General features: G+C 64.3%; 24 protein-coding genes and 1 riboswitch. Of the genes, 5 read left to right on the top strand and 19 right to left on the bottom strand.

Annotated elements, in window-relative coordinates; translation table 11 throughout:
* Positions 1-85: 85 nt before the first annotated feature.
* The 5 genes from AC4HIX_RS15585 to AC4HIX_RS15565 form a co-directional block, all read right to left on the bottom strand.
* Positions 86-844 carry a maleate cis-trans isomerase family protein gene (locus tag AC4HIX_RS15585; RefSeq protein WP_490399633.1) on the bottom strand — a complete coding sequence of 253 codons (759 nt, stop codon included), beginning with the start codon at positions 842-844 and terminating at the stop codon, positions 86-88.
* A 15-nt stretch (positions 845-859) separates the two neighbouring features.
* Complete coding sequence (locus AC4HIX_RS15580; RefSeq protein ID WP_490399632.1) at positions 860-2,026, bottom strand: M24 family metallopeptidase; 1,167 nt, start codon at positions 2,024-2,026, stop codon at positions 860-862.
* Positions 2,019-3,209, bottom strand: coding sequence for a diaminopropionate ammonia-lyase (locus tag AC4HIX_RS15575; RefSeq protein WP_490399631.1), 1,191 nt, complete (start codon positions 3,207-3,209; stop codon positions 2,019-2,021). The genes AC4HIX_RS15580 and AC4HIX_RS15575 overlap by 8 nt, the downstream gene beginning before the upstream one ends.
* 2 nt (positions 3,210-3,211) lie before the next feature.
* Positions 3,212-4,357: an amidohydrolase gene (locus AC4HIX_RS15570; RefSeq protein ID WP_490399630.1), complete on the bottom strand. Its 1,146-nt coding sequence runs from the start codon at positions 4,355-4,357 to the stop codon at positions 3,212-3,214.
* A 166-nt stretch (positions 4,358-4,523) separates the two neighbouring features.
* The gene (locus AC4HIX_RS15565) at positions 4,524-5,057 is read right to left on the bottom strand and encodes a hypothetical protein (protein WP_490399629.1); all 534 of its coding nucleotides are present in this window, start codon (positions 5,055-5,057) and stop codon (positions 4,524-4,526) included.
* A gap of 238 nt (positions 5,058-5,295) precedes the next feature.
* On the opposite strand from AC4HIX_RS15565, the gene AC4HIX_RS15560 reads away from it, so the two are divergent.
* A complete protein-coding gene (locus tag AC4HIX_RS15560; protein WP_490399628.1) occupies positions 5,296-5,775 on the top strand; it encodes a YHS domain-containing (seleno)protein in 480 nt (159 codons plus the stop codon).
* An 86-nt stretch (positions 5,776-5,861) separates the two neighbouring features.
* Here the strand turns inward: AC4HIX_RS15560 and AC4HIX_RS15555 are convergent, their stop codons facing one another.
* From AC4HIX_RS15555 to miaB, 12 genes are all read right to left on the bottom strand, one after another.
* Positions 5,862-6,485: a (d)CMP kinase gene (locus AC4HIX_RS15555; protein WP_490399627.1), complete on the bottom strand. Its 624-nt coding sequence runs from the start codon at positions 6,483-6,485 to the stop codon at positions 5,862-5,864.
* Complete coding sequence (aroA, locus tag AC4HIX_RS15550; protein WP_490399626.1) at positions 6,482-7,828, bottom strand: 3-phosphoshikimate 1-carboxyvinyltransferase; 1,347 nt, start codon at positions 7,826-7,828, stop codon at positions 6,482-6,484. The genes AC4HIX_RS15555 and aroA overlap by 4 nt, the downstream gene beginning before the upstream one ends.
* 86 nt (positions 7,829-7,914) lie before the next feature.
* Entirely contained in the window at positions 7,915-8,691 is a 777-nt protein-coding gene (trmB, locus tag AC4HIX_RS15545; protein ID WP_475047522.1) for a tRNA (guanine(46)-N(7))-methyltransferase TrmB, read from the bottom strand.
* A gap of 90 nt (positions 8,692-8,781) precedes the next feature.
* Positions 8,782-9,315 carry a COG3904 family protein gene (locus tag AC4HIX_RS15540; protein WP_475047525.1) on the bottom strand — a complete coding sequence of 178 codons (534 nt, stop codon included), beginning with the start codon at positions 9,313-9,315 and terminating at the stop codon, positions 8,782-8,784.
* A gap of 344 nt (positions 9,316-9,659) precedes the next feature.
* Entirely contained in the window at positions 9,660-10,841 is a 1,182-nt protein-coding gene (gene metK, locus AC4HIX_RS15535) for a methionine adenosyltransferase (RefSeq protein WP_490399625.1), read from the bottom strand.
* A 7-nt stretch (positions 10,842-10,848) separates the two neighbouring features.
* Positions 10,849-10,898, bottom strand: a riboswitch (SAM-SAH riboswitch).
* Between the two features lie 61 nt (positions 10,899-10,959).
* Entirely contained in the window at positions 10,960-12,459 is a 1,500-nt protein-coding gene (lnt, locus tag AC4HIX_RS15530) for an apolipoprotein N-acyltransferase (protein WP_490399624.1), read from the bottom strand.
* Complete coding sequence (locus AC4HIX_RS15525) at positions 12,456-13,355, bottom strand: hemolysin family protein (protein WP_490399623.1); 900 nt, start codon at positions 13,353-13,355, stop codon at positions 12,456-12,458. Before AC4HIX_RS15525 ends, lnt begins: the two co-directional genes overlap by 4 nt.
* Positions 13,356-13,377: 22 nt before the next feature.
* A complete protein-coding gene (gene ybeY, locus AC4HIX_RS15520) occupies positions 13,378-13,890 on the bottom strand; it encodes an rRNA maturation RNase YbeY (RefSeq protein WP_490399622.1) in 513 nt (170 codons plus the stop codon).
* Positions 13,891-13,972: 82 nt separating this feature from the next.
* Complete coding sequence (locus AC4HIX_RS15515) at positions 13,973-14,983, bottom strand: PhoH family protein (RefSeq protein ID WP_475047535.1); 1,011 nt, start codon at positions 14,981-14,983, stop codon at positions 13,973-13,975.
* 140 nt (positions 14,984-15,123) lie between these two features.
* A complete protein-coding gene (locus AC4HIX_RS15510; RefSeq protein ID WP_475047537.1) occupies positions 15,124-15,432 on the bottom strand; it encodes a hypothetical protein in 309 nt (102 codons plus the stop codon).
* 10 nt (positions 15,433-15,442) lie between these two features.
* Positions 15,443-16,021, bottom strand: coding sequence for an OmpA family protein (locus AC4HIX_RS15505; RefSeq protein WP_475047540.1), 579 nt, complete (start codon positions 16,019-16,021; stop codon positions 15,443-15,445).
* Between the two features lie 274 nt (positions 16,022-16,295).
* Entirely contained in the window at positions 16,296-17,618 is a 1,323-nt protein-coding gene (gene miaB, locus AC4HIX_RS15500) for a tRNA (N6-isopentenyl adenosine(37)-C2)-methylthiotransferase MiaB (RefSeq protein ID WP_475047543.1), read from the bottom strand.
* A gap of 126 nt (positions 17,619-17,744) precedes the next feature.
* On the opposite strand from miaB, the gene AC4HIX_RS15495 reads away from it, so the two are divergent.
* Together AC4HIX_RS15495 and hutC are read left to right on the top strand one after the other, a co-directional pair.
* Positions 17,745-18,614, top strand: a complete 870-nt coding sequence (locus AC4HIX_RS15495) for a glycosyltransferase family protein (protein WP_490399621.1) — start codon at positions 17,745-17,747, stop codon at positions 18,612-18,614.
* A 115-nt stretch (positions 18,615-18,729) separates the two neighbouring features.
* A complete protein-coding gene (gene hutC / locus AC4HIX_RS15490) occupies positions 18,730-19,434 on the top strand; it encodes a histidine utilization transcriptional repressor HutC (RefSeq protein WP_490399620.1) in 705 nt (234 codons plus the stop codon).
* Between the two features lie 73 nt (positions 19,435-19,507).
* On the opposite strand, the gene AC4HIX_RS15485 is transcribed toward hutC, so the two are convergent.
* Positions 19,508-20,881 carry an ammonium transporter family protein gene (locus AC4HIX_RS15485; protein ID WP_490399619.1) on the bottom strand — a complete coding sequence of 458 codons (1,374 nt, stop codon included), beginning with the start codon at positions 20,879-20,881 and terminating at the stop codon, positions 19,508-19,510.
* Positions 20,882-21,264: 383 nt separating this feature from the next.
* Positions 21,265-21,981 (bottom strand): SDR family NAD(P)-dependent oxidoreductase, encoded by a 717-nt coding sequence (locus AC4HIX_RS15480; protein WP_490399618.1) that lies wholly within the window; start codon positions 21,979-21,981, stop codon positions 21,265-21,267.
* A 279-nt stretch (positions 21,982-22,260) separates the two neighbouring features.
* Here AC4HIX_RS15480 and AC4HIX_RS15475 point away from each other — a divergent pair, with 279 nt between their 5' ends.
* Together AC4HIX_RS15475 and AC4HIX_RS15470 are read left to right on the top strand one after the other, a co-directional pair.
* A complete protein-coding gene (locus AC4HIX_RS15475; RefSeq protein WP_490399617.1) occupies positions 22,261-22,767 on the top strand; it encodes a sigma-70 family RNA polymerase sigma factor in 507 nt (168 codons plus the stop codon).
* The gene (locus AC4HIX_RS15470) at positions 22,768-23,403 is read left to right on the top strand and encodes a ChrR family anti-sigma-E factor (RefSeq protein WP_490399616.1); all 636 of its coding nucleotides are present in this window, start codon (positions 22,768-22,770) and stop codon (positions 23,401-23,403) included.
* Positions 23,404-23,439: the final 36 nt, after the last annotated feature.

Here is a 23,439-nt window from a genome sequence, read left to right as displayed (position 1 = left end):
GCGCGCGGATTACAAGCGCAGACTGCGCTGCCGGGCAGGACAGCTTGCCACGGATTGTCAGCTGGCAAATTCCATAAAAATGTATCTATAGGGCCGCCAAACCCCGGGCAAACAGCCTGCCGAATTGCGGCTGGGGGTCCGTGACCCCGGCCAGCCGCAGCATGTGCCAAGCCAGCGCCTGGTTGCTGGAGACCACCGGCACACCGGTCGCCGCCTCGATCTCCGGGATCACCCGCAGGCAGCGCAGGTTGGTGCAGGAGATCACGATCGCATCGCAGTCCGCTACGCTCGCCACCTGTTTGGCCGCCGCCGCAATAGCCGCCTCGGTGATGCGTGCCACCACCCGGTCGTCCATTTCCTCAAACGAGCCGAAGCCGGCGATTTCAAACCCCGCCGCCTCCAGCTTCTGCCGCATCTGCGCCGAGACTTCAGGCAGGTAAGGCGTGACAAACCCCAGCCGCGCGGCCCCCAGCGCCCGGCCCGCGGCGATGATCGCCGCCAGCGGGTCGGTGACCTTGGCCTTGGGCAGCACGGTCTGCACCGCCTCGGCCACCTTGGCCGAGCCGATCACCGTGGAGGCCGAGGTGCACCCATAGCCGATCACGTCAAAATCCAGCGAGGACGGCAGCAGCCGCGCCGAGGCCGGCAGATCCGCCTGCATCCGCGCCAGCGTCTCCGGGCGGACTTCCGGCACCATCGGGATGCGGCTGTGATAAAGCGCCACGCCGTCCTGCGCCATTATCCGGGCGAACTCCGGCTCCAGCGTCTCGTCGGTTTCCAGCACGATCACGCCCAGGGTGGCGCGGGTGCCGATGCCTGCGTCGGTATCATAGGAGAGTTTCATGGCCCAAAGCCTCCTTCAGATCACCGGCAATTCGTGGGCGGCGCGGGTTGTCAGCAGCTCAGCGCCGTCTGCCCGCACCACGATATTTTCCTCATGCACCATGATACGGCCGTCGCCGTAGCTCAGCGAGGGTTCCAGCGTCAGCACCATGTTTTCCCCGATCACGGTGCCGTCAAAAGCCGCGTGCGAGGGCCATTCGGTCAGCTGCATCCCCAGCCCGTGGCCCAGCCGCCCCACGTCGCCGCCCTGATCGTCCATTTCGGCAATCACGGACTGCATCGCCTGGAACAGCTCGCGGCAGGTCGCGCCCGGGCGCGCGGCGGCGATCCCCGCCTCGGTCGCCCGCCACAGCACGTCATAAGCACGGCGGGACAGGTCATCGGCCCGGCCAATGGCAAAGTTGCGGTCGAAATCGCAGAAATAACCGTCCCAGGTGGCACCGGTGTCCAGCATCATGATGTCACCCGCCTGCAAGGGCCGGCCCGTGGGCGGCGAGATCACGTCGCTGTAGCCGCCCTGACCGGCGCCGCCGACCAGATAGGGCACATCGTCCGCACCCTGCGCCAGCGCCTCGCGCCGGAAGGCGCGGAAAAGGTCCTCGAACGGCTGGCCTTCATGAGCGATTTCAGGAACCCGCGCGAAGGTGCGGGAGCCGATGGCGCAGATGTGCGCCAGCTTCTCAAGCTCGGCGGCGGATTTCACCATCCGCAAGCCGCGCACCAGCGGCGTGGCATCCGCCACCTTCAGCCCCGGCAGCCCCGCCATCAGCCGCTCATATTCGCCCAGCGGCATCCTGAGCGAGGTCTCATGCCCTTTCATCAGGCCGATGGAGCCGCCGCGCCCGGCAATGGGCGACAGCAGTTCCGTCAGCAGGCTGATGCCGTCATCCTCGGGCGCCGGGGCGCTCCAGGTGCGGATGTCCTCGATCCAGGTGCGGCGCATCAGGTCGGCGCCGATTTCCGGGATGATGGCAACCGGCTTGCCCGCGGGCGGTACGAACAGGAACCAGGGCCGGGTCGGGCTTTGCCAGAACAGCGTGTGAAAGCCGCTGAAGTATCGCACCTCCGGCTCCGTCAGCAGCAGCAGACCGTCCAGCCCCTGCTGTGCCATCAGCGCCTGTGCTTTCCCGGTACGGGCTGCAAACTCCTCGTCCGGGAACCCGCGTGCAGGCGCGTCAGACATGGTCCTTGCCTTCCATGATCGCGGCATAGATCGCCGGATCGGTGACCCCCTCGGAACCGATCAGCAGCACGCGGGAGTTCGCGTCCAGGCCCAGCGCCGGTTTCATGTCCGGCGACTGGCAAGCCGCGATCAGCGCGGACAGGCCCGCCACCGCGCTTTCGCCGGCCTCCACCACCGGATCGCCGGTTTCGCCATTGGCCAGCAGCCGCACCGCGGGGGCGACGATGCTGTCGGGGATGGTCACGAAATCCGAGGCTTCCTCTGCCAAAATCTCCCACGCCATTTCCGACGGCTCACCGCAGGAGAGGCCCGCCATGATGGTTTCTTCCTTGATGGCGAAATTGGTTGCCTTGCCTGCCTTGGCGCTGTCGAACAGGCAGGCCGCCAGTTCCGGCTCGACAATCACCACCCGCGGCGCCTCGGCCCCGTAATACTGCCGCAGCGCCGCTGCGACCGAGGCCGCCAGCCCGCCGACGCCGCCCTGCAGGAACACATGGGTGGGGGGCTGCTCCAGCGCCTCGCAGGCCTCGCGGGTCATCACGCTGTAGCCGGCCATCACATCGCGCGGCGGCTCGGTGTAGCCTTCCCAGGAGGTGTCGGAGACCACGAACCAGCCGTTTTCCTCCGCCTCCTTCTTGGCCAGCAGCACCGAGTCGTCATAGTCGCCTTCGATCCGGATCACCTCGGCGCCCAGCTCGCGCATGGCCACCGCGCGGCCCTCGCTGACCTCGGCATGGATATAGATCCGGCAGGGCGCGCCAAAGCGCTGGCAGCCCCAGGCCAGCGAGCGGCCATGGTTGCCATCGGTGGCCGAGACCAGGGTGATCCCGGCGCAAGCCTCCTTGTGGGCGCCCTTGCGGATTTCCTCCAGACTGACGTCCTGGCCCAGCTGGCGGCTCAGCTCCCGCTGCAGCACCCGCAGCGCCGCATAGGACCCGCCCAGTGCCTTGAAGCTGCCAAGACCGAACCGCGGCCCTTCGTGCTTATAGTCGATCCGGCCCACGCCGATCTGCGACGCCAGCCCGGCCAAAGAGACCAGCGGCGTTTCCTCATACCCCTCCCAAGCGGTGATTTCGGCTTGGGCTTTGGCAAAGTCCTGTTCCGACAGAACGCTGTAGGCCGCCTCGCCGGATTTCGGGTTCCCTGCCGTGTGGCGCAGGGCAACAGCAAATTGTTCAAGCATCGTCAGTCCTTTCCCGCTGGCAGCCGGTCACGCACCAACTGTACCCAGACCTCCGCGCCGATGGGCAGCAGAGCGTCGTTGAAATCATAGTCCGCCGCGTGCAGCGGCTGGCCGTGCGGCCCCTCTTCGCCATTGCCCAAGAGCAGAAAGCAGCCAGGCACGGCGCTGGCGAAATGGGCGAAATCCTCGGAGAAGCTCATCGGCGGGCGGTTGCGGATCACCTCGCAGCCCGCGGCCTCGCCTGCGCGATAGACCGCTTCAACCGGACCTTCCGCGTTGATGGTCTCGACAAACTCGGTGTTGAAGCTTACCTGCACCTCCACCGCATGGGTAGCGGCAACTCCGGCGGCGATCTGGCGCATGAAGCGTTCCACTGCCGCGCGGTCCTCCGGCACCCGGGCGCGCACATCGCCCTTCAGCACCGCATGGCCCGGCAGCACGTTGCGCTGGCCGTCGGTCAGGAACTCGGTCACTGAAACAACCACGCCCGCCCCCGGCGCCAGCTTGCGCGAGACGATGGTCTGCAGCGCCAGGACCATTTCGGCGCCGACAGTGATGGCATCCACCCCCGCCTGCGGCATCGAGGCATGGCCGCCCTGCCCCTTGATCGCAACCTCGAACAGGCTCTCGCTGCTGCATATCTGCCCCGGCCGGGTCGAGACCTGCCCCACCGGCGCGCCCGGCAGATTGTGGATGGCATAGACCTCTTCGATCGGGAATTGCTCCAGCACGCCTTCGGCGATCATCGCCTGCGCGCCCAGCCCGTGCTCCTCGTTGGGCTGAAACAGAAACACCACGGTACCGTCAAACCCCCGCTCTTGCGCCAGCCGTTCGGCAGCCCCCAAGAGCATCGTCATGTGGCCGTCATGGCCGCAGGCGTGCATCACGCCCGGCGTTCCAGAGACGTAATCATGGGGAGAGGTTTCGCTGATCGGCAGCGCATCCATATCGGCGCGCAACCCGATGGCCCGATTGCCGGTGCCGGCCCGCAGCAGCCCGACCACGCCTGCGCCCTCATGCACCTCCAGCCCCAGCCCGCGCAGGTGCGCCGCGACCTTGGCCTTGGTGCGGTCTTCCTTGAAGCCGAGCTCCGGGTGCCGGTGAAAGTTCCGGCGCAGCGCGGTCAGGCGGTCCTGAAAGCTGGTCATGTGCGCTCTCCAAGCTGTTTGAGGCGACTTTAGGCCGCCGCTTGCGACTTGGTGCGTATTAATCCCGTGCTGAGATGACGAAATTCATTCTTGTTGCAGCAATCCGGGCTGATTTTCGTACCCGGCAGGATGAGGCCGCCGCGGGCTCCGCCGCCAGGCAAGCCCGCTAGATTTCCTCACCTTTTTCCAGCAGCTCCTCGATCAGCTGCCGCTGGATTCCCGGGCTGTCGCCGCCGCGGAACTGCAAGGCCCCGCCGGTGTAGAGCGTCCCGTAGGTGCGGGCGATATTCACCGTCTGCCCCAGGCCCGAGATCAGCTGATCCTTCTGCAGCGGCGACAGCGGGTGGATGAACACCGCCCACAGCTGGCCGCGCGCCACCGCATAGCGCGCATCCAGCGCGCTGTCGAAATTGGCCTGCATCATCCGTATCAGCTCTTCCGCCGTCAGCCCTTCGGACGGGCGCAGCGGCACCATCGCACGCATCCGGTCCGCGGCCGGGTCGGTGACCACCAGCATCGGCACCCCGGAAATGGTCAGCTGAAAGCCCCGGCCCACCGGCTGCGCCTTTTCGTCCAGGGCAAAGAGGATGCGGCCCAGCCGTTCATAGGTCATCGGCGGCTCCGGCTCTGGTGCTGCTTCCTGCGCCAGCCCGGGCACAGCCAGTACGCAAGCAATCACAAATGTCCGCAGCCAGGCCATGACGGCACCCCCCCCTTTTGACGCGCCCTTTCAGGCTACTGCGGTGCCGCGCGCGGCTCCATGCACAGTTGGGTGAGCCGTCAGCAAAACAACGCCCCGGACATTCGGGACGATCTGCAAGATCACCGGAACGGATGGAGATTAAACGTCCAGCGCGGCGGACTTAGCTTCAGATCACCGGGCCGCACACCCTGCCCCGGCACCCCTGAACCCGCCCTGAAACCCAATGAGGACCAACATGAAAACGCTTCTGACAACCGCCCTGACTTCACTGACTGCCGCACTGACCGCGCCCGCCTATGCCGCGGACGAGGTCAACGTCTCCAAAGGCATCTCCGCCGGCGGTGCACCGCTGGGTGCGCATGGCGTCGACCTGGTGGCGCTGCTGGACAGCCGCAACCCGGTGGAGGGCATGGCCACCTACTCAGCCACCGTGGATGGCGCTTCGTATTATTTTGTCTCGGAAGAGAACAAGACCGCGTTTGAGGCCAACCCGGCGAAATACCTGCCGCAGCATGGCGGCTTCTGCTCTTACGGCGTGTCAGTCGGAAAGAAGTTCGACGGCGACCCGGACCAGTACCTGGTGCATGATGGCAAGCTGTTCCTGTTCCTGAACGCCGCCACCCGTGCGGCCTTCCTGGAGGACGTGGCCGGTACTGCCCAGACCGCGGACAGCCAGTGGGGCAAGATCAAGCACGTGGCCGTCGGCGCGCTCTGATCCCTCGCTGGCCGTATCCTGCCGGGCAGGTTCTTCTGCCTGCCCTTGTGCCCGCAGCTGATGTCTCAGTTGCGGGCGCCTGCGCGTCAGCCGACGGTTTCCATGCGGCTTTCGATCACCGCCAAAGCCTTGGCCAGCGCCTCTTCGATGCTCAGCTCGCTGGTGTCGATCAGCACCGCGTCATCGGCGGGCTTCAGCGGTGCCTCGGCACGGTTCATGTCGCGGTCGTCGCGGGCCTTCACGTCGGCCAGCACTTCGGCAAGGGTGATCACCTTGCCTGCTGCCGTCAGCTCCAGGAACCGCCGCCGGGCGCGCACCTCGGCGCTGGCGGTGACAAACAGCTTCACCTGCGCATAGGGGCAGATCACTGTGCCAATGTCGCGCCCGTCCAGCACCGCACCGCCCGCCCGGCGGGCAAAGGCGCGCTGGAAATCCACCAGCGCCGCGCGCACTTCGGCAATAACTGCAACCTTGGACGCCGCCTGCGCCACCTCCGGCCCGCGCAGATCCTCGCGCGCCAGATCCTCCGGAGTGAGGGTCCGGGCCGCCGTGACCGGCGTCACGCCCTCCATCATCTTGGCCCCGACGGCCCGGTACAGAAGACCGGTGTCAAGATGGCCAAAGCCGTAATGGGCAGCAACCGCCTTGGAGAGGGTGCCCTTGCCAGCCGCGGCCGGCCCGTCGACCGCTATGGTGAAGCTCTTGCTCATGTGCGCTCCAGCTTGGCCCCCAGGTTGCCCATGAGGGATTCAAAGATCGGGAAGGAGGTGGCGATCGGGCTGCCGTCGTCGACGGAAACAGCGTTTTGCGCGCCCATGCCCATCACCATGAAGGACATGGCGATACGGTGGTCCAGAAAGCTCTCGCAGGTGCCGCCGCCCGGCACGCCATCAATGCCCAGCCCGGTGACCTCCCACCAGTCCTCGCCTTCCTCGACAGTCACACCATTGGCGCGCAGGCCCTTGGCCATCGCGTCGATCCGGTCGCTTTCCTTAACCCGCAGCTCCTTGACGCCCGCCATCATGGTCTTGCCTTCGGCAAAGGCCGCCACCACCGACAGCACCGGGTATTCGTCGATCATCGAGGCGGCGCGCTCCGGCGGCACTTCGATGCCCTTCATATTGGGCGAGTACTTGGCGCGCAGATCGGCAACCGGCTCGCCGCCCTCTTCGCGCATGTTCTCGAACGTCAGATCCGCGCCCATGTCCTGCAGGGTATAGTAGAGGCCCGCGCGGGTTGGGTTGAGGCCGATGTTCGGCACCAGCACGTCAGAGCCGGGCGTGATCAGCGCCGCACAGACCGGGAAGGCAGCGGAGGACGGGTCGCGCGGCACCGCGATGACCTGCGGCTTCAGCTCCGGGCGGCCGGTCAGAGTGATGACGCGGCCCTCTTCGGTCTCCTCGGTGGTGATCTCGGCGCCAAAGCCCGCAAGCATCCGCTCGGTATGGTCGCGGGTGGCTTCCTTCTCGATCACCGCGGTCTTGCCGGGCGCATTGAGGCCAGCAAACAGCACCGCCGATTTCACCTGCGCCGACGGCACCGGCACCTCATAGCGCACCGGCACCGGATCAGCCGCGCCAACGATGGTCATCGGCAGCCGCCCGCCGGAACGGCCCACGGCCTGGGTGCCGAACAGCGCCAGAGGATCCGTCACCCGCGCCATTGGGCGCTTGTTCAGCGAGGCATCGCCGGTGAAGGTCGCGGTGATCGGCGAAGTTGCCATCACCCCCATGATGAGCCGCACACCGGTGCCGGAGTTGCCGCAGTCGATCACATTGCCCGGCTCGGCAAAGCCGCCGACGCCGACACCGAACACCGACCAGTTGCCGCCGCCGTGGTTCACCACCTCGGCGCCAAAGGCCTGCATCGCCTTGGCGGTGTCCAGCACATCCTCGCCTTCCAGCAGGCCGGAGATCTTGGTTTCCCCCACCGACAGCGCGCCCAGGATCAGCGACCGGTGCGAAATCGACTTGTCGCCGGGCACTTCAGCCACGCCGGTCAGCGGGCCAGAGCGGTGCGAGGTCATCGGGATGGGCGTGCCGTGTCCGGACATGTGGCTTCCTTCGTCTGTCGGTCGTTCGTCTGTTCGTTTGCGCTATCGGTAACGGATTGGATCTGGCCGGTCCAGCGCTATTGGCCTCAGCCCAAGCGGCGGAAGGTAAGGTAATGCGGCGTGCGGCCTTCGCGCAGGGCTTTCTGCTCATACCGGGTGGAGATCCAGTCATCCCAGGACCGGCGCCAGTCTTCGGGGCCTTCGGCCAGCCATTCGAAACCGGCCTTCGGCACCTCCTCCAGGGTCTGGCGCACATAGTCGGGAATATCGGTCGCAACACGGAAGATCGCACCGGGCTTCAGGCAGCGGGCCAGCGGCTCCAGATGCTCCTGCGTCACAAAGCGGCGGCGGTGGTGGCGCTTCTTCGGCCAGGGGTCCGGGTACAGCAGGAAGGCGCGCGAGATCGAGGCGGCGGGCAGCACGTCCATCAGGTCGCGGGCATCGCCCGGGTGGATGGCGATATTGTCCGCTCCTGCGTTGCGGATCTTGCCCAGCAGCATCGCCACACCGTTGATGAAGGGTTCGGCGCCGATGATGCCCGTGTCCGGATTGCTGACGGCCTGATGCACAAGATGCTCGCCACCGCCAAAGCCGACCTCCAGCCAGACATCCTTGCCGCCAAACAGCGCGTCCAGATCCAGAGGCGTGCGCTCGGGGTTTTCCTCCCAGCCGACGGCGCCGGGGCTGAGCTTGGCCAGATCCTCGTCGAGATAACGCTTTTGGCTGTCCTTCAGCGTCTTGCCCTTGAAGCGGCCATAGAAATTGCGCCAGGGGGCGCCGCTGGCGTGTTTTTCAGCCGCGTTGGAGGCGGCAGGCTGGGCATCCTTGGACTGGTCGTCGCGTGGCTTCTGGTCGCCGGACATGCGTCGGGGCTCCTGTTCGAGGCGGTATTTGAAAGGCTGGCCGCTCCTCTGCCGCAAGCAGGCCCCGGGGTCAAGCCGGTGCCGGCCCGGCTAGGGGCGCTGTTGCGGCAGAACGTCCCGCAGAACCCCGGCTGCGGTCAGGCGCAAGCGGCTGGGATACCACTCCCCGTCGGGATCGGTGCGCAGCGTTTCGATGGCAAAGCCGGGATCGACCCCGCGCGCCACCATATAGCTGAGATGGTCGTAGATTTCGCGCTGGGTGTCCTCATAGATCCAGGAGCCGAACTCAAACGGTGTCGACCATCGCTGCGTCCGCCGCTCGCTGCGGTAGTATTTGTGCACGGCCTGTGCCGGCCAGTTCCGCTGGTGGAAACCGATGCGCGACCCAAATGTCATCCGGCGGCGGTTACCCGCCAGGAAAACATCCACGCAGGCGCTGATGCACTCCCCGTCGATTAATGTGTCGAGCCCGTATTCCAGCACCAGCGCGGCAATTTCCTCGCCGGCATAGACACTGCCGCCAATGCTGTTGAGCTGCAATTCGGTGATCTCCGGGGACTGAAGCAGAATCCCCTGCAGCTTCTCAACGTCCTCATCGGTGATCTCGGCCGGTTCGCCTCTCACATCTGTCCCGGTGTCATAAACAAGCGTTCTGCCCAGAAGACTGAATTTTTGCGGCAACCCGTCCTTTGCGGCCGCAGCTAGCGGCAGCGCCAAGCAAAGAATAGAAGCCGTCAAACGCAGCATCGCGACTCCGGAAGGTGAGGATTTCCACCCGGTCAGTATGGCGCAGCCCGTCGTTTTGCTCCAGCCTCAACGGGTCAGCGCTTCTGCCCCAATGCGCCAGCCGCGGCGCCGGACCTTAGGGAAGAGGCGCATTCCGTGGATGTGTGAACGCGGGTGGCCGCACTCCACGACAAAAAAGAGCGGACCCTGCGGCCCGCTCCCCTGTTGTTAGTCCTCTGGCTTCAGACCGCTTTCTTAAGCGCCTCGGCCAGGTCGGTGCGCTCCCAGCTGAAGCCGCCGTCGGCCTCCGGCTCGCGGCCGAAGTGGCCATAAGCCGCGGTGCGCTGGTAGATCGGCTTGTTCAGCCCCAGGTGCGATCGGATGCCGCGCGGGGTCAGGTCCATCACCTGATCAATCGCCTTTTCGATGGCAGCGGGCTCGACTTCGCCGGTGCCGTGGGTGTCGGCATAGATCGACAGCGGCTTGGACACGCCGATGGCGTAGGACAGCTGGATGGTGCATTTATCAGCCATGCCCGCAGCCACCACGTTTTTGGCCAGGTAGCGCGCGGCGTAGGCCGCCGAGCGGTCCACCTTGGTCGGATCCTTGCCGGAGAAGGCGCCGCCGCCGTGCGGGGCTGCGCCGCCATAGGTGTCGACGATGATCTTGCGGCCGGTGAGGCCCGCGTCGCCGTCCGGGCCGCCGATCACGAACTTGCCGGTCGGGTTCACGTGCCAGACGGTTGCGTCGGTCAGCCAGCCCTCGGGCAGGGTTTCGCGGATGTACGGCTCGACAATGGCGCGGATGTCATTCGAGGTCAGCGATTCATCGAGGTGCTGGGTCGACAGCACCAGCGAGCTGACGCCCACCGGCTTGCCGCCTTCATAGACCACCGACAGCTGCGATTTCGCGTCCGGTCCCAGGGCCGGCTCGGTGCCGTTCTTGCGGACCTCGGCCAGGCGGCGCAGGATCGCGTGGGAGAACTGGATCGGCGCCGGCATCAGCGCGTCGGTTTCATTGGTGGCAAACCCGAACATGATGCCCTGGTCGCCTGCGCCCTCGTCCTTGTCGGCAGCGGCATCAACGCCCTGCGCGATATGGGCCGACTGCTCGTGCAGCAGGTTGGTCACTTCCACGGTCTCGTGGTGGAACTTGTCCTGCTCGTAGCCGATGTCCTTGATGCAGGCACGGGCGATCTCGTCGATCTTGCCCATGTAGTCATGCAGCTTGTCCTGATCGGACAGGCCGACTTCGCCCCCGATGACAACACGGTTCGTGGTGGCGAAAGTCTCAGCTGCCACACGTGCTTCGGGCTCCTCCGCCAGAAAAGCGTCCAGCACCGCATCGGAAATGCGGTCGCAGACCTTGTCCGGGTGGCCTTCGGAAACCGATTCCGAAGTGAAGGTGTAGTTCATACGGGTCATGAAAAAGTGCTCCATTGAGGTTCAGCCCGCCACGCCAGGAAGCCGTTGTGGCAGGTATCGGGCCGCATTACGCGGCAAGACCGCGCGGGTCAATCTATATTCGGATAGAGTTAAACAGCTATGACCGCAGCGCAAGGGGCCGGTGGCGGAAGAACACCGCAAACGCACCAAAAAGACACAGCAGCAGGACAGGCCAGTCACCGGTGCGGCTGTAGAGCGTCGGCGCCAGCGGTGCAGGCAGGGCCGCGTCGATATACCCGGCCTCCCCCAACGGCAGGCTGTCCAGCATCGCCCCATCCGGCGCGATCATGGCAGAGACGCCGGTATTGGCGGCGCGGATCATCGGCAGACCCTGCTCCAGCGCCCGCATCCGGGCCTGCACCAGGTGCTGATAGGGGCCTGACCGGGTGCCAAACCAGGCGTCATTGGTGATCTGCACCAGCATCTGCGGCCGGGTTTCGGCGGCGTTCACATCCTGAGGAAAAACAGCCTCGTAGCAGATCAGCGGCAAGGCGCTGCCGATGGGCAGATCCATCACCTGCGCGCCAGGACCGGCGGCATAGCCCGCGCCCGCCTGGGAGGCAAACCCGTGGATGCCAAAGCGCGCCATGAAGTCTCCGAACGGCACGTATTCCCCGAACGGCACCAGATGCGCCTTGTCATAGGTGGCGGTGGCCATGCCATCAGCGTCCAGCAGCACCGCGGAGTTGTAGTAGGCGCCCGCCTCCTCCCGCTGGATGCCCAGCAGGACCGGCACGCCGCCCGCGCTGTCCGAGATGATCCGAAGGGTGTCTTCAGCGTAGTTCAGCAGCTGCGGCACCGCGGTTTCCGGCCAGACAATCAGGTCGGGCCGCGGCTCCCCCGCGGACAAGGCAACGGACCTGCGGACAAATTCCCAGCGGTGGTCAGGATGCCATTTCAGGTTCTGCGGCGCGTTGGGCTGAACGATTCGCACCGTCTTGCCCGTTTGCGCGCCCTGTAGCGGAGCGGGCACGGCGAGAACGGCAGCCGCGGATATGGCGAGCGGTGCGGCAGCTGCAAGCGGGTTTTGGCGGATCAGGGCCAGCGGTAGAAACGCCGCAAGGGTAAGCAGCCCCAGCCCCTGCGGTCCAATCCAGGGCAGCAGGTTTGCGGCGGGAGTGTCGATCCAGACCTGCCCGAAACCCGCCCACGGAAATCCCGTCAGCAGATAAGCCCGGGCGAACTCGGCCAGTGTCCATATCGCCGCCAGCACCGGCACCCGCCAGGCACCGCGGCTGAACCGGGCGGTCAGGCCAAAGGCCGCCCCCCAGAACAGGGCAAGGCCTGCGGCCAGGAACACCAGCGCAAACGGCGCCATCCAGGCGTGGCGCTCCGGGTCGATCTGAAAGGGTTCGATGATCCACGACAGGCCAAGGGCGAAATACCCCAGCCCGAACAGCCAGCCTGCCAGCGCTGCCGTGCGGGCAGAGGCAGCTTGCAGGACCAGCCAGCCCGCAGCGGCCAGCGCGACGGGAAGCCCAAGCAGGACGTGCCAGGGCGCAAGCGCCAGAGACAGCAGCGCACCGCCGCCAAAGGCCAGCGCGGCCGGCGCAAGCCTGAGCTGGCGGGCAGCCCGGCGCAGCCCGAGTGAAATCATGCGGCGGCGTCCGGCAGCCTGACGCGCAGCCGTTTGATGCGGCGCGGGTCGGCGTCGATCACCTCGAACTCAGCCCCTTCGGGGTGCTCAATCACCTCGCCGCGGGCAGGCACCCTGCCCGACAGCATGAAGACCAGACCGCCCAGGGTGTCGATTTCTTCTTCATCCACCGCATCGTGGCTGGTCAGCGATTGGCCGATCTCAGTTTCGAATTCCGGCAGGGGCGTACGTGCCAGAGCGATGTAGCTGCCCGGCTTTTCCTGGTACCAGGTCTGCAGCTCGTCGGCGTCGTGTTCATCCTCGATCTCACCGACCACCTGTTCGATCAGATCTTCGATGGTCACCAGCCCGTCAACACCGCCGTATTCGTCGATCACCAGCGCCATGTGGCGGCGTTCGGCCTGCATCTTGGTCAATAGCACCCCGATCGGCATCGACGGCGGCACGAAGAGCAGCGGACGCAGCATCCGCTGCAGGTCGAAGTCCGAGCTGCCGCCATTGAAACCGTGGGTGAGCGAAAAATCCTTGAGGTGGACAAAACCCAGGGGCGTGTCCAGCGTGCCCTCGTACACGGGGATCCGGGTAAAGCCGCTTTGGCGGAAGATGCCGACCAGGTCGTCCTTGTCTATGGTTACCGGCACTGCGGCAATCTCGGCAGAGGGGATGGCAACATCTTCCACCCGCAGCCGGCGCAGATTGATCATGCCGTGCGGAACTGCCCCCGCCGCGGGCTGATCGCTGCCGGGTTCCTCTTCGGCTTGCGCTTCAGTGCTGAACACTCTGAAAAGCCGTGTCCAGAAGCCTGTTTTTTCGGTGGCAGGCGCTTCTGCCGCCGTGCCGTTCACGTTCTGCAGCGCGCCCTGCGCCGCGTTAGAACTGCCTTCTATGTCGCCCATCGGTCCTATCCAAAAACCCCGCTCAGGGGGCATCCTCAGTCATATATGGGTTCGCGATACCCATTTTGCCAAGTATCAGAACCTCAATACCTTCCATTAATGCGGCATCGCGGTCACGGATGTGATCGTAGCCCAGAAGATGCAACATTCCGTGAACGGTCAGATGGCGGGTGTGATCTGCCAGCGGCTTGCCCGCCTCCCGCGCCTCGCGGACGCAGGTTTCATAGGAAATTGCGATGTCGCCGAGCGGGATCTCCCCGGTGAAATCCGCCTCCGGAAGCTGCGGCGTGCCGCCATCCTGTTCCGCTGCCAGATCCTCTGCAGGCCAGCTTAGCACGTTGGTGGGCTTGGCTTTTTCGCGGAACTCGGCGTTCAGCTCTGTGATGCGGGCATCGTCGCAGCCCAGCAGGGAAATCTCGCAGTCTTCCGGATCCAGCCCGAAATGGTCCAGCACCGCAGTGACGGCCTCGGCGGCCAGCGGCTCAAGCCCGGCGTCCTGCCAGCGGCTGTCTTCGATGGAGATGTCGAGTGTCATGAATCAGGTCCGGAAGCGCGGGCCGGGCGGGGGGGGCCGCCCCCCGCGCCCCCGGGATATTTAAGGCAAGAGGAAAACGGGATCAGGCCGGCATGGCATCTGCGTCATAGGCCTCGATGATGGCCGCCACAAGGGGGTGGCGCACCACGTCGCGGGCGGTGAAGTAGTTGAAACTGATTTTGGGGATCGTTTTCAGCAGCCGTTCGGCATCGGCAAGGCCAGATTGCACACCGCGCGGCAGGTCAACCTGGCTGCGGTCGCCGGTGATCACCATGCGCGAACCCTCGCCCAGGCGGGTGAGGAACATCTTCATCTGCATGGTGGTGGCGTTCTGCGCCTCGTCCAGCACCACAAAGGCGTTGGAGAGGGTGCGGCCGCGCATGAAGGCCAGGGGCGCGATCTCGATGCGCTTTTCCTCAATCAGCTTGGCGAGCTGCTTGCCCGGCAGGAAATCGTTGAGCGCGTCATACAACGGCTGCATGTAGGGGTCGACCTTGTCCTTCATGTCGCCGGGCAAATAGCCCAGTTTTTCGCCGGCTTCCACCGCCGGGCGGGACAGGATGATGCGGTCGACATGGCCGGTGATGAACATGGACACGCCGACAGCTACCGCAAGATAAGTCTTGCCGGTGCCGGCCGGGCCGATGCCGAAGGCCAGTTCATTCTCGAACAGCGAATGCACATAGGCCTTCTGTGCCTCGGTGCGCGGTTCCACCAGTTTCTTGCGGGTCTTGATCTCCACCCGGCCGCCGCGGAACATCTGCAGCTGGCCGTCGGGTTCGGCCTCGTCCGCCTCCTGGCCCATACGCAATTCGCGGTCGATATCGCCGCTTTCGACGCTGCGGCCGGTTTCCAGCCGGTCGTAGAGCGCCGTCAGCACGCCAGCCGCCTGCTCGCGCGCCGAATCCTCGCCCATTACAGACAGCTGGTTGCCGCGGCGGACGATCTGCACGCCCAGTTTCTGTTCGATGTCAGCCAGGTTGCGGTCGTATTCGCCGCACAGGTCGATCAGCAAGCGGTTGTCGGGAAATTCCAGAAGCACTTCATGGGTTGCGGTCTGGTCTTGCGCGTCATTCAGGGCACCGATGGCCAAGCTGATCTCCTCAATCCGGGGTTGCCCTTTCAGTTTGCCGCCCCTGCTCCGTTTGCGCAAGCATGAGCAGCGGAAATTCACTCAATTGAAACAAAACAGCCGCCCGGAGGGGCGGCTGCAGTCTGAAAAACAGGCTGGATTTACAGCGGGTCCGCGAAGGTCGAACCGTCCTTGAACGGGCCGGTCGCCAGCGTCGGCGGCAGGTCGCTGTTGCAAACCGGCTTGCCATCAGGCGTGCGGCGCAGATCGGCGTAGCCCTCAAGACCATCGTCGATGATCCAATGCTCGCAGCCATTCGGGTCAACCCAGATGCCTGCAGTCAGGTTGGACAGGTCCAGCGATTTGCCGTCCCCGATATGCTGGTCGGTGGTTTTGTTGACCGCCGGCGTGCAGGCCGAAACGGCGGCGGCTGCGGCCAGAACGGCGGCGGCGTGCAGATTGCGTTTCATAGGATCCCCCTCAGCGCAGGCAGTAGATTTCGACACGGCGGTTTTGCGCCATATTCGCGGCACTGGTGTTGGGCACCCTTGGATCGCGTTCGCCATAGGCGCGGACACCGGCGATGCGCGCGCCGACCGAGCGGGCAACCTTGGCCACCGCATTTGCGCGGCGTTCGGACAGGCGTATGTTGTATTCATCCGACGCCCGGCTATCGGTGTGGCCTGCGACGATGAAAGAGCGCGCGCCGTTGCCCTGCGCTTTCTGGAAGAATTCGCGCAGGCGCTGCTTGCCAGCTGCGTTGATCACATGCCTGTCGGTGGCGAAGAACTGGTCGGTCGGCATCACCCCGCAGATATTGCCCCGCCGGCAGACCGGCTTGCCGTCGGGTTTGACATGCGGAGTCATGAAGCCCTCGGCCCCGTCATCCATCACCCAATGCTCGCAGCCGTCCGGATCGACCCAAATGGTCGGCACGTACCGTTCGCCCTTAATTGTCCGCTGCTGGGATTGCGCGCTGGCAGGCGCGGCGGCGATGCTGAGCGCGGCCGTGGCAGCGGCAGCCAGCGCAATCACCTTGTTCAATTTGAATTTCGACACAACCAGATTTCCTTCACCTAAGTTCCCCAGGGTGAGAGCCGCACAGGGGCCCACCGCTCAGGCCTGAAGGCAAATCTAGCTGAAATTGATGCAGTATACCTGTTAAATTCCTCCTTTTCCGGCGCGCATTGGACGCCAGTTCCGGACACTCCGCGTGCCGGGAACCCATTGTCTCTGAATAGGATGCAATCGGAAAATGCCCGGCTATTGCCGGGCGCCGGAAGCGAGCTGCGTCCAGCCCGCTCCCCAGGAGATTCGCTTGGCGGCCGCGGCCTTAGCCGATCAGCTCGCCTGCCAGCGAGTTTGCCCCCGAAGAGACAATGCGGACGCGCGCCAGATCCCCGGCGTTACGGCTGCAATCGGCCACGTGCACGGCATGGAGATAGTCGGATTTGCCGACCATCTGCCCCGGCAGGCGGCCGGCTCTTTCAAACAGCACGCCAACCTCGCGGCCGACCATGCTGTCCTGCACCTCGCGCTGCTGCCTGGTCAGCAGGGCCTGCAGCCGCTGCAGCCGCTCGTCGGCCGCGGCGGGGTCAACCTGAGCACGCTCAGCTGCCGGAGTGCCGGGGCGGGTGGAGTATTTGAAGGAATAGGCGGTGCCGTATTTCACCTCTTCCACCAGATCCATGGTGGCCTGGAAATCCTCCTCGGTTTCTTCCGGGAAGCCGACGATGAAATCGCCGGAGATCAGGATGTCGGGGCGTGCGGCGCGGATGCGCTCGATCAGGCGGATATAGCTTTCCGCCGTGTGCGAGCGGTTCATCCGCTTAAGGATCTTGTCGGAGCCCGCCTGCACCGGCAGGTGCAGATAGGGCATCAGCTTGGCACAGGTGCCATGCGCTTCGATCAGGTCGTCCTGCATGTCGTTGGGGTGCGAGGTGGTGAAGCGGATGCGCTCCAGCCCGTCGATCTTGTCCAGCTCCCAGATCAGCTGCGCCAGGGTCATGTCGCCATTGGGTCCGGCCCCGTGGTAGGCGTTCACGTTCTGGCCCAACAGGGTGATTTCACGCACGCCGCGCTCCACCAGGTCCTGCGCCTCGCGCAGGATGCGGTCTGCCGGGCGAGACACCTCTGCACCGCGGGTGTAGGGAACCACGCAGAAAGCGCAGAACTTGTCGCAGCCTTCCTGCACGGTCAGAAACGCGGTCGGGCCGCGTTTGGCCTTGGGGCGGTTTTTCAATTTCTCGAATTTGTCTTCTTCGGGGAAATCGGTATCGAGCACCTTCTCCCCTTCGCGCGCCTTGGCTTCCATCTCCGGCAGGCGGTGATAGCTTTGCGGGCCAACCACCAGATCGACCAGCGGCTGGCGGCGCATGATCTCTTCACCCTCGGCCTGGGCCACACAGCCCGCCACGCCGATCTTGAGATCCGGCTTTTCGGCCTTCAGACCCTTGAAGCGGCCCAGTTCGGAGTAGACCTTCTCCGCTGCCTTTTCCCGGATGTGGCAGGTATTCAGCAGGATCATGTCGGCGTCATCGGCCGATTTGGTCTCCACATAGCCCTCGCCGCCCAGCGCTTCGGCCATGCGTTCGCTGTCATAGACATTCATCTGACAGCCATAGGTCTTGATAAACAGCTTTTTCGGGGCGCTCATGAGTCTCAGCCTTTTAGCCTGATCCGGGGTCAGCGGCCTGCATTACAGGCAAATGCCGCCGCTTGCAATGACGCGGGAATTACCCGATTTTGACCGCAAAGGCCAGAAAGGCAGGGGCAGACGGGCATGATGTACTCTTCGCTGGAGGATTTCCTGAAGCAGGGCAAGGCGCTGCTGGCCAAGGGGCCGGTTGCGCTGGTCTTCATCGAGGATGAAGTGGAGATTGCCACCACCCTGCGCCACCATCTGCAAAGCGGCTTCAAAGCGGTTACGGCGCTGATGCCGGATGCCTTCGACCTGCCGCAGGACGTGCGTGCCAAGGTGCACCGGGTGCCGTTCGACTGCGGGCCGGAGGGTGCGGTGACAGGTGCCGTCAACGCAGTCATTGCTGCGGCCCAGCCAGGCTGCTGGCTCTATTACTGCTACAACGCGGAATACCTGTTCTACCCGTTCTGCGAGACCCGCACAGTTGGCGAGATGCTGGCCTTTCACACCGAGGAGCGGCGTGAGGCAATGCTCAGCTACGTGATTGACCTCTATGCAGGCGATCTTGATGCCTGCCCCGCCGCGGTCTCCCTGCAAAATGCCTATCTGGACAAGTCCGGCTATTACGCCCAGGCCCGTCAGGACCCCGCAACCGGCCACCCGCGCGAGCGGCAGCTGGACTTCTTCGGCGGCGTGCGCTGGCGGTTCGAGGAGCACATTCCCCCAGCCAGCCGCAAAATTGACCGGATCTCCTTGTTCCGGGCCAAGCCGGGGCTGAAGCTGCAGGCCGACCACACGTTCAACGACCAGGAATACAACACCTATGCCTGCCCCTGGCATCACAACCTGACCGCCGCCGTCTGCTCCTTCCGCACAGCCAAGGCACTGAAACGCAATCCCGGCTCCACCTTCGATATCGAAACCTTCCGCTGGCACAATTCCGCGCCGTTCGAGTGGCACTCGCGCCAGCTGCTGGACTTGGGGCTGATGGAACCCGGGCAGTGGTTCTGAGCGGCTGACGCGCTGTCCGCGCGCGCAGGCCGCCAGGATCCGATGCCGCTTTCCTGCCCGCAGATTATGTGTATTCTTAAGGGTGTTAAATTTTCTTATGACCCTGAGAGGCACAATGGCAGCACCGCGCCGGAACATGAGCTACCGGGATATCAAGCAGGTCGTTCTCGACCGCATCCAGAACCGGATCTGGGCGCCCGACAGCCTGCTGCCGAGCGAAACCGAACTGGCCGAGGAGTTTTCCAGCACCCGCACCACCGTGAACCGGGCGCTGCGGGAGCTGGCCGAGGAAGGCTTCCTGGAACGCAAGCGCAAGGCGGGCACACGGGTGTTGAATTCCCCGGTCCGCAAGGCCCAGTTCTCAATCCCGCTGGTGCGGGATGAGATTGCCGGAACCGGCGCGGAATACCGGTATTCCCTGGTGGAGCGCAGCGTGCAGGCCGCGCCGCCTTGGCTGTCCGCCCGGCTTGACCTGCCCCAGGGCCAGGAGGTGCTGCACGTCAGATGCATGCACTATGCGGACAACGCACCCTTTCAGTACGAAGTGCGCTGGGTGATCCCTGACAGCATCCCGGAGGTGCTGGAGGCGGATTTTTCCCAATCGGGACCCAATGACTGGCTGGTGCAGAAAGTGCCGTTCACCAATCTGGAGCTGAGCTTTATGGCGACCAAGGCGGATCAGGCGGTGGCCGAGTTCCTGGACGCGCCCGCCGGAGACCCGGTATTCACGGCGGAACGGATCACCTGGCTGCGCGGCCGCCCGGTCACGCTGGCCAAGCTGTACTTTGCGCCGGGATACAAGCTGACCACGCATCTGTGACGCCTGCCGCGGCCTGACCCGGCCATGAAAAAGGCCCCGGCAAATGCCGGGGCCTTTGCAGTTGCAGGCGGGATCAGGCTTTTTGCGCGCTGTCCGCGTGGGTGACCACGTCGGGCTCCAGATCCCAGATCTTGCCGTCCAGACCCTCGATCTGGTCGTCCTCAGTCACCCGCAGCCCCACGGTCCGCTCCAGGATGAAGGCCAGGATCATTGCCGTGACCACGCCAGTGCCGATGCAGACAGCCGTGCCAGCCAGCTGCATCACCAGCGAGATTTCCCCGTGCTGGAACGCATAGGCGCCTTCCTCGATCCCGAAGTAGCCGCCGCGCGGGGTGCCGGCCTTGAACAGACCCAGCATGATCATCCCAAAGACACCGGAGCCCAGGAACAGCGGGAACAGCTTGTGTTCGTCGATGCCGCGCTTCAGCGTGAACTCGTAGACAACATAGGCCACGAACGGCGCCGCGAGGCCGACGATGAAGGCCTGCCACGGCAGGTATACGTCAAAGCCCGATGCCCCGGCGACATAGCCGGCCAGCGGACCAAGCAGGGTATAGGCATACTTGCCTGTCGAGTAGGCAATCAGCAGGCCCGTGACCGCGCCGCCGGCCCAGACCATCGCGTAGTTGTTGATCGCGATGCCGACACTGGTATCAGCCATGGTGACACTGACCGCCAGCGCTTCGGGGTCAAAGAAGAACAGGCAGGACAGGATCACCATCGGCAGACCGGCAAAGATCAGCAGCAGGCCCGGTGCGCACAGGCCGATGCTGGGCGCAAGATAGGCCGAGATCCGCGGATGCGGTGCCATCATGCCCGGGCGCGCGCCCAGTTTCGGCGTGAACACCAGCGCCATGCCCGCAGGGAACAGGTACACGAAGCCAACGCCAAAGAAGTCGTGGAAACCCGCGTTGGTCAGCGGCCCGACCGAGCCCCAGGTCGCCCAGCTGAGGGCCGAGGACACCACCGCGGCGACAATGCAGGTGATGAAATAGGCCGGGGCCTTCATCCGCTCAGACACCGCGAAATGCAGCAGGATGTTGATGATCCCGGCAAACACAGCAAGGAAGAAGATGAAGATCTGGAAGGTGTTCAGCCCCGGGAAGATCCCCGGATCGGTATGATGCGCCATGGCGTTGGTCATCGCGCCGCCCAGCCACCAGTCGTTGATGGAATCCATCATGGTCGCGCCTTCCATGATGTAATACTGCCCGGCCCACAGGCCGAAACCGATAACGTAGTAGGTTGCAAACCCCAGGAAGAAGCCCAGCGTCTTTTCGATGGTTGAATTAAACAGGTTCCTGCGGCGCGCGGTCCCCGCGTCGATCAGCAGCAGTCCCACAACCACCAGGATTGCACCGACGATACCCGATGCGTACAGAATGTTCTGCACCAGCGAGTTCAGAGTGACTTGCTGAGCAAATATTGTGCTCACGTCCAATGACATTTGAATTTTCCTCCCGGTTCATTGCCATCTAGCCGGGTGTGTTTCCCCGGTCTTGTTTGCCGGCACGCACAACCGCTTCAGGCGGGCCGTGCCAGATTGAGGCGCACCAGATCAGGCCGGCTTGCGGACTCATCTGGCCTCAGGTGAATGATGCTGGGAAGAAGGCGCATCACAAAGACATTTTTTATTTTCCGGAAATGTTTTTCACCCTGAGTGCGCAAACGGGAAGATGCCTGCCGCATATGGCCAAGTCTAAAGAGCTGATGTGCAAGAATTTTAGGCTCCGCTCGGGCGAAAGGAAGCTACCGGGCAGCCTACGCACCGCCTGCGCCCAGCGAAAACGGCTTCGCACGCGCCCTGCCCCACCTGCCTTCAGAAACGTCTCAGGGGTCGATGAGGCTGCCATCCCAGGCAAAGCAGTGTCCGCTTTGGGCAGGTGTCAGGCTGTCGATCACAGCCAGCATCCGGGACACCGAATACTGCGGCGAAAAGCGTTTCTCTTCCGCGACGTTTCGCAGAAACGGTTGCGACAGGCCGCTCTCCACTGTTCCGGGATGCAGCCCGACGGCAATGGCCTCCGGGTGGCGGCGGCGAATTTCTATCGCGGCATTGCGGATGAACATGTTCAGCGCGGCCTTAGACATCCGGTATGAATACCAGCCGCCGAGATAGTTGTCGGAGATGCTGCCGACACGCGCAGATAATGCTGCAAACACCCCCCGCCTGTCACGCGGCAGCAACGGCAGAAAGTGCTTGGCGGTCAGGGCCGGGGCGACAGTGTTGGCCGTAAAGAGCGCCAGCAGCTTTTCGGCGCTCAGGTCTCTCAGGGATTTCTCGGGCATGATCTCGCCCTGATGCAGGATCCCGCCCGCCAGAATCACAAGATCAACCGCACCCTTGCGGGCAACCTGCTCCGCTGCGGCTTGCAAGCTGTCTTCATCCAGATAATCCACTTGCAGGTATTGAACACCGGCCAGGGCTTGGGCTGACGGGGTGCGGGTCAGGCTATGGATGCTGGCGCGCGGGTATTTCTGCGCCAGCTCACTCAGGAAAGCTGAGCCGATCGCCCCGGACCCGCCGCTGACAACAATGTTTCGCATGACCAGTCACCTTCTAGCAGGGGATTTGCGTTTGTTACGCCCCGGCATTGGAAGCGGATCAGTTCTTGATGCCTGACCATCCATCCGGGCTGACGGGCCGCGTAAAAAATCACGCCCGCCTATGATCCAACTTCCACACTGGTCCGTATCGGGACTATGCTGACACTAAACTTGGACAGGCCGCCCGTTAAAAACGCTGTGCTTCGGGCATCCCCTGAGGGCAAAGCAGTAGTGTCAAAAGAAAAAACCTATTCTCAGCTGACCGTGTGGCTGCTGGCCGTGCGCGACGACCGCGACCGCGCGGCGTTCGGTGACATGTTTGATTTCCTGGCCCCGCGCCTCAAGGGATTTGTGATCCGCTGCGGCGCCCGGCCCGCCTTGGCCGAAGAAATTGTTCAGGACGTCATGCTGACGATCTGGCGCAAAGCGGCGATGTTTGACCCGCACAAGGCGCAGGCGTCGGCCTGGATTTACCAGATCGCCCGCAACCGCCATATTGATATTGTCCGCAAGGAGAACCGTCCCGTGCCCGACGAACTGGGTGAGGATCCCGGTTCCGAGCCCGATGCCAGCCAGATCCTGGCCTTGGAGCAGGAAGCCCTGCACCTGAAGCAAGCCATCGCGCAATTGCACCCCGATCAGAAAGAGATGATCGAAAAGGCCTATATCGGGGATTTAACCCATCAGGAAATCAGCACCCAGACGGGTTTGCCGCTGGGAACAGTAAAGTCGCGTATCCGCCTTGGCCTTGGGCGGCTGCGCAAGGAACTAAAAGGATTGCGTTGAATGCCTGCAATCACCCATCACATCCCCGATCCGATGATCGCGGCCTATGCCGCGGGCAGCCTGCCGCACGCGTTTTCGATGGTTGTCGCCAGCCATCTGTCTTATTGCCGCGACTGCCAGGCAGCGCTTGGTGCGCACCAGGCGGTTGGCGGCGCGCTGCTGGAGGGGGCCGATTGCGTGGCGATGGCGCAGGGCGCGAAATCCGACCTCATGGCCCTGCTGGATGAGCCAGCCGCGCCGGCACCGGTCTATGACGCCAAGGGGGTCTACCCGGGTCCGGTTATGCAGTCCTTGAAAGGCCGGCCGCCACGCTGGCGCACGCTGGGCATGGGGGTAAAGCAGGACATCCTGTTCGAAGATGACTTCGGCTCCGCGCGGCTGCTGTATATTCCCGCAGGCCAGGCGGTGCCGGACCACAGCCACAACGGGCTGGAGCTCACTCTGGTGCTTCAGGGAAGCTTCAGCGACGAAACCGGGCGGTTTGGTGTCGGGGACGTCGAGATCGGTGATGAGACCTTGGATCACACCCCGGTTGCAGATGCTGGCGACCCCTGCATCTGTCTGGCAGCCACCGATGCGCCGCTGCGGTTCAAGGCGCTGATCCCGCGCTTGCTGCAACCGCTGTTCCGGATTTGAAGAAGGCTGTTTGAGGCTGGGCACGATCTTGGGCCC

The sequence above is a fragment of the Leisingera sp. genome (genome assembly GCF_982940295.1).
The sequence above is the reverse complement of the archived record's forward strand: the minus strand, read 5'-3'. Positions and strand labels throughout refer to the sequence as shown.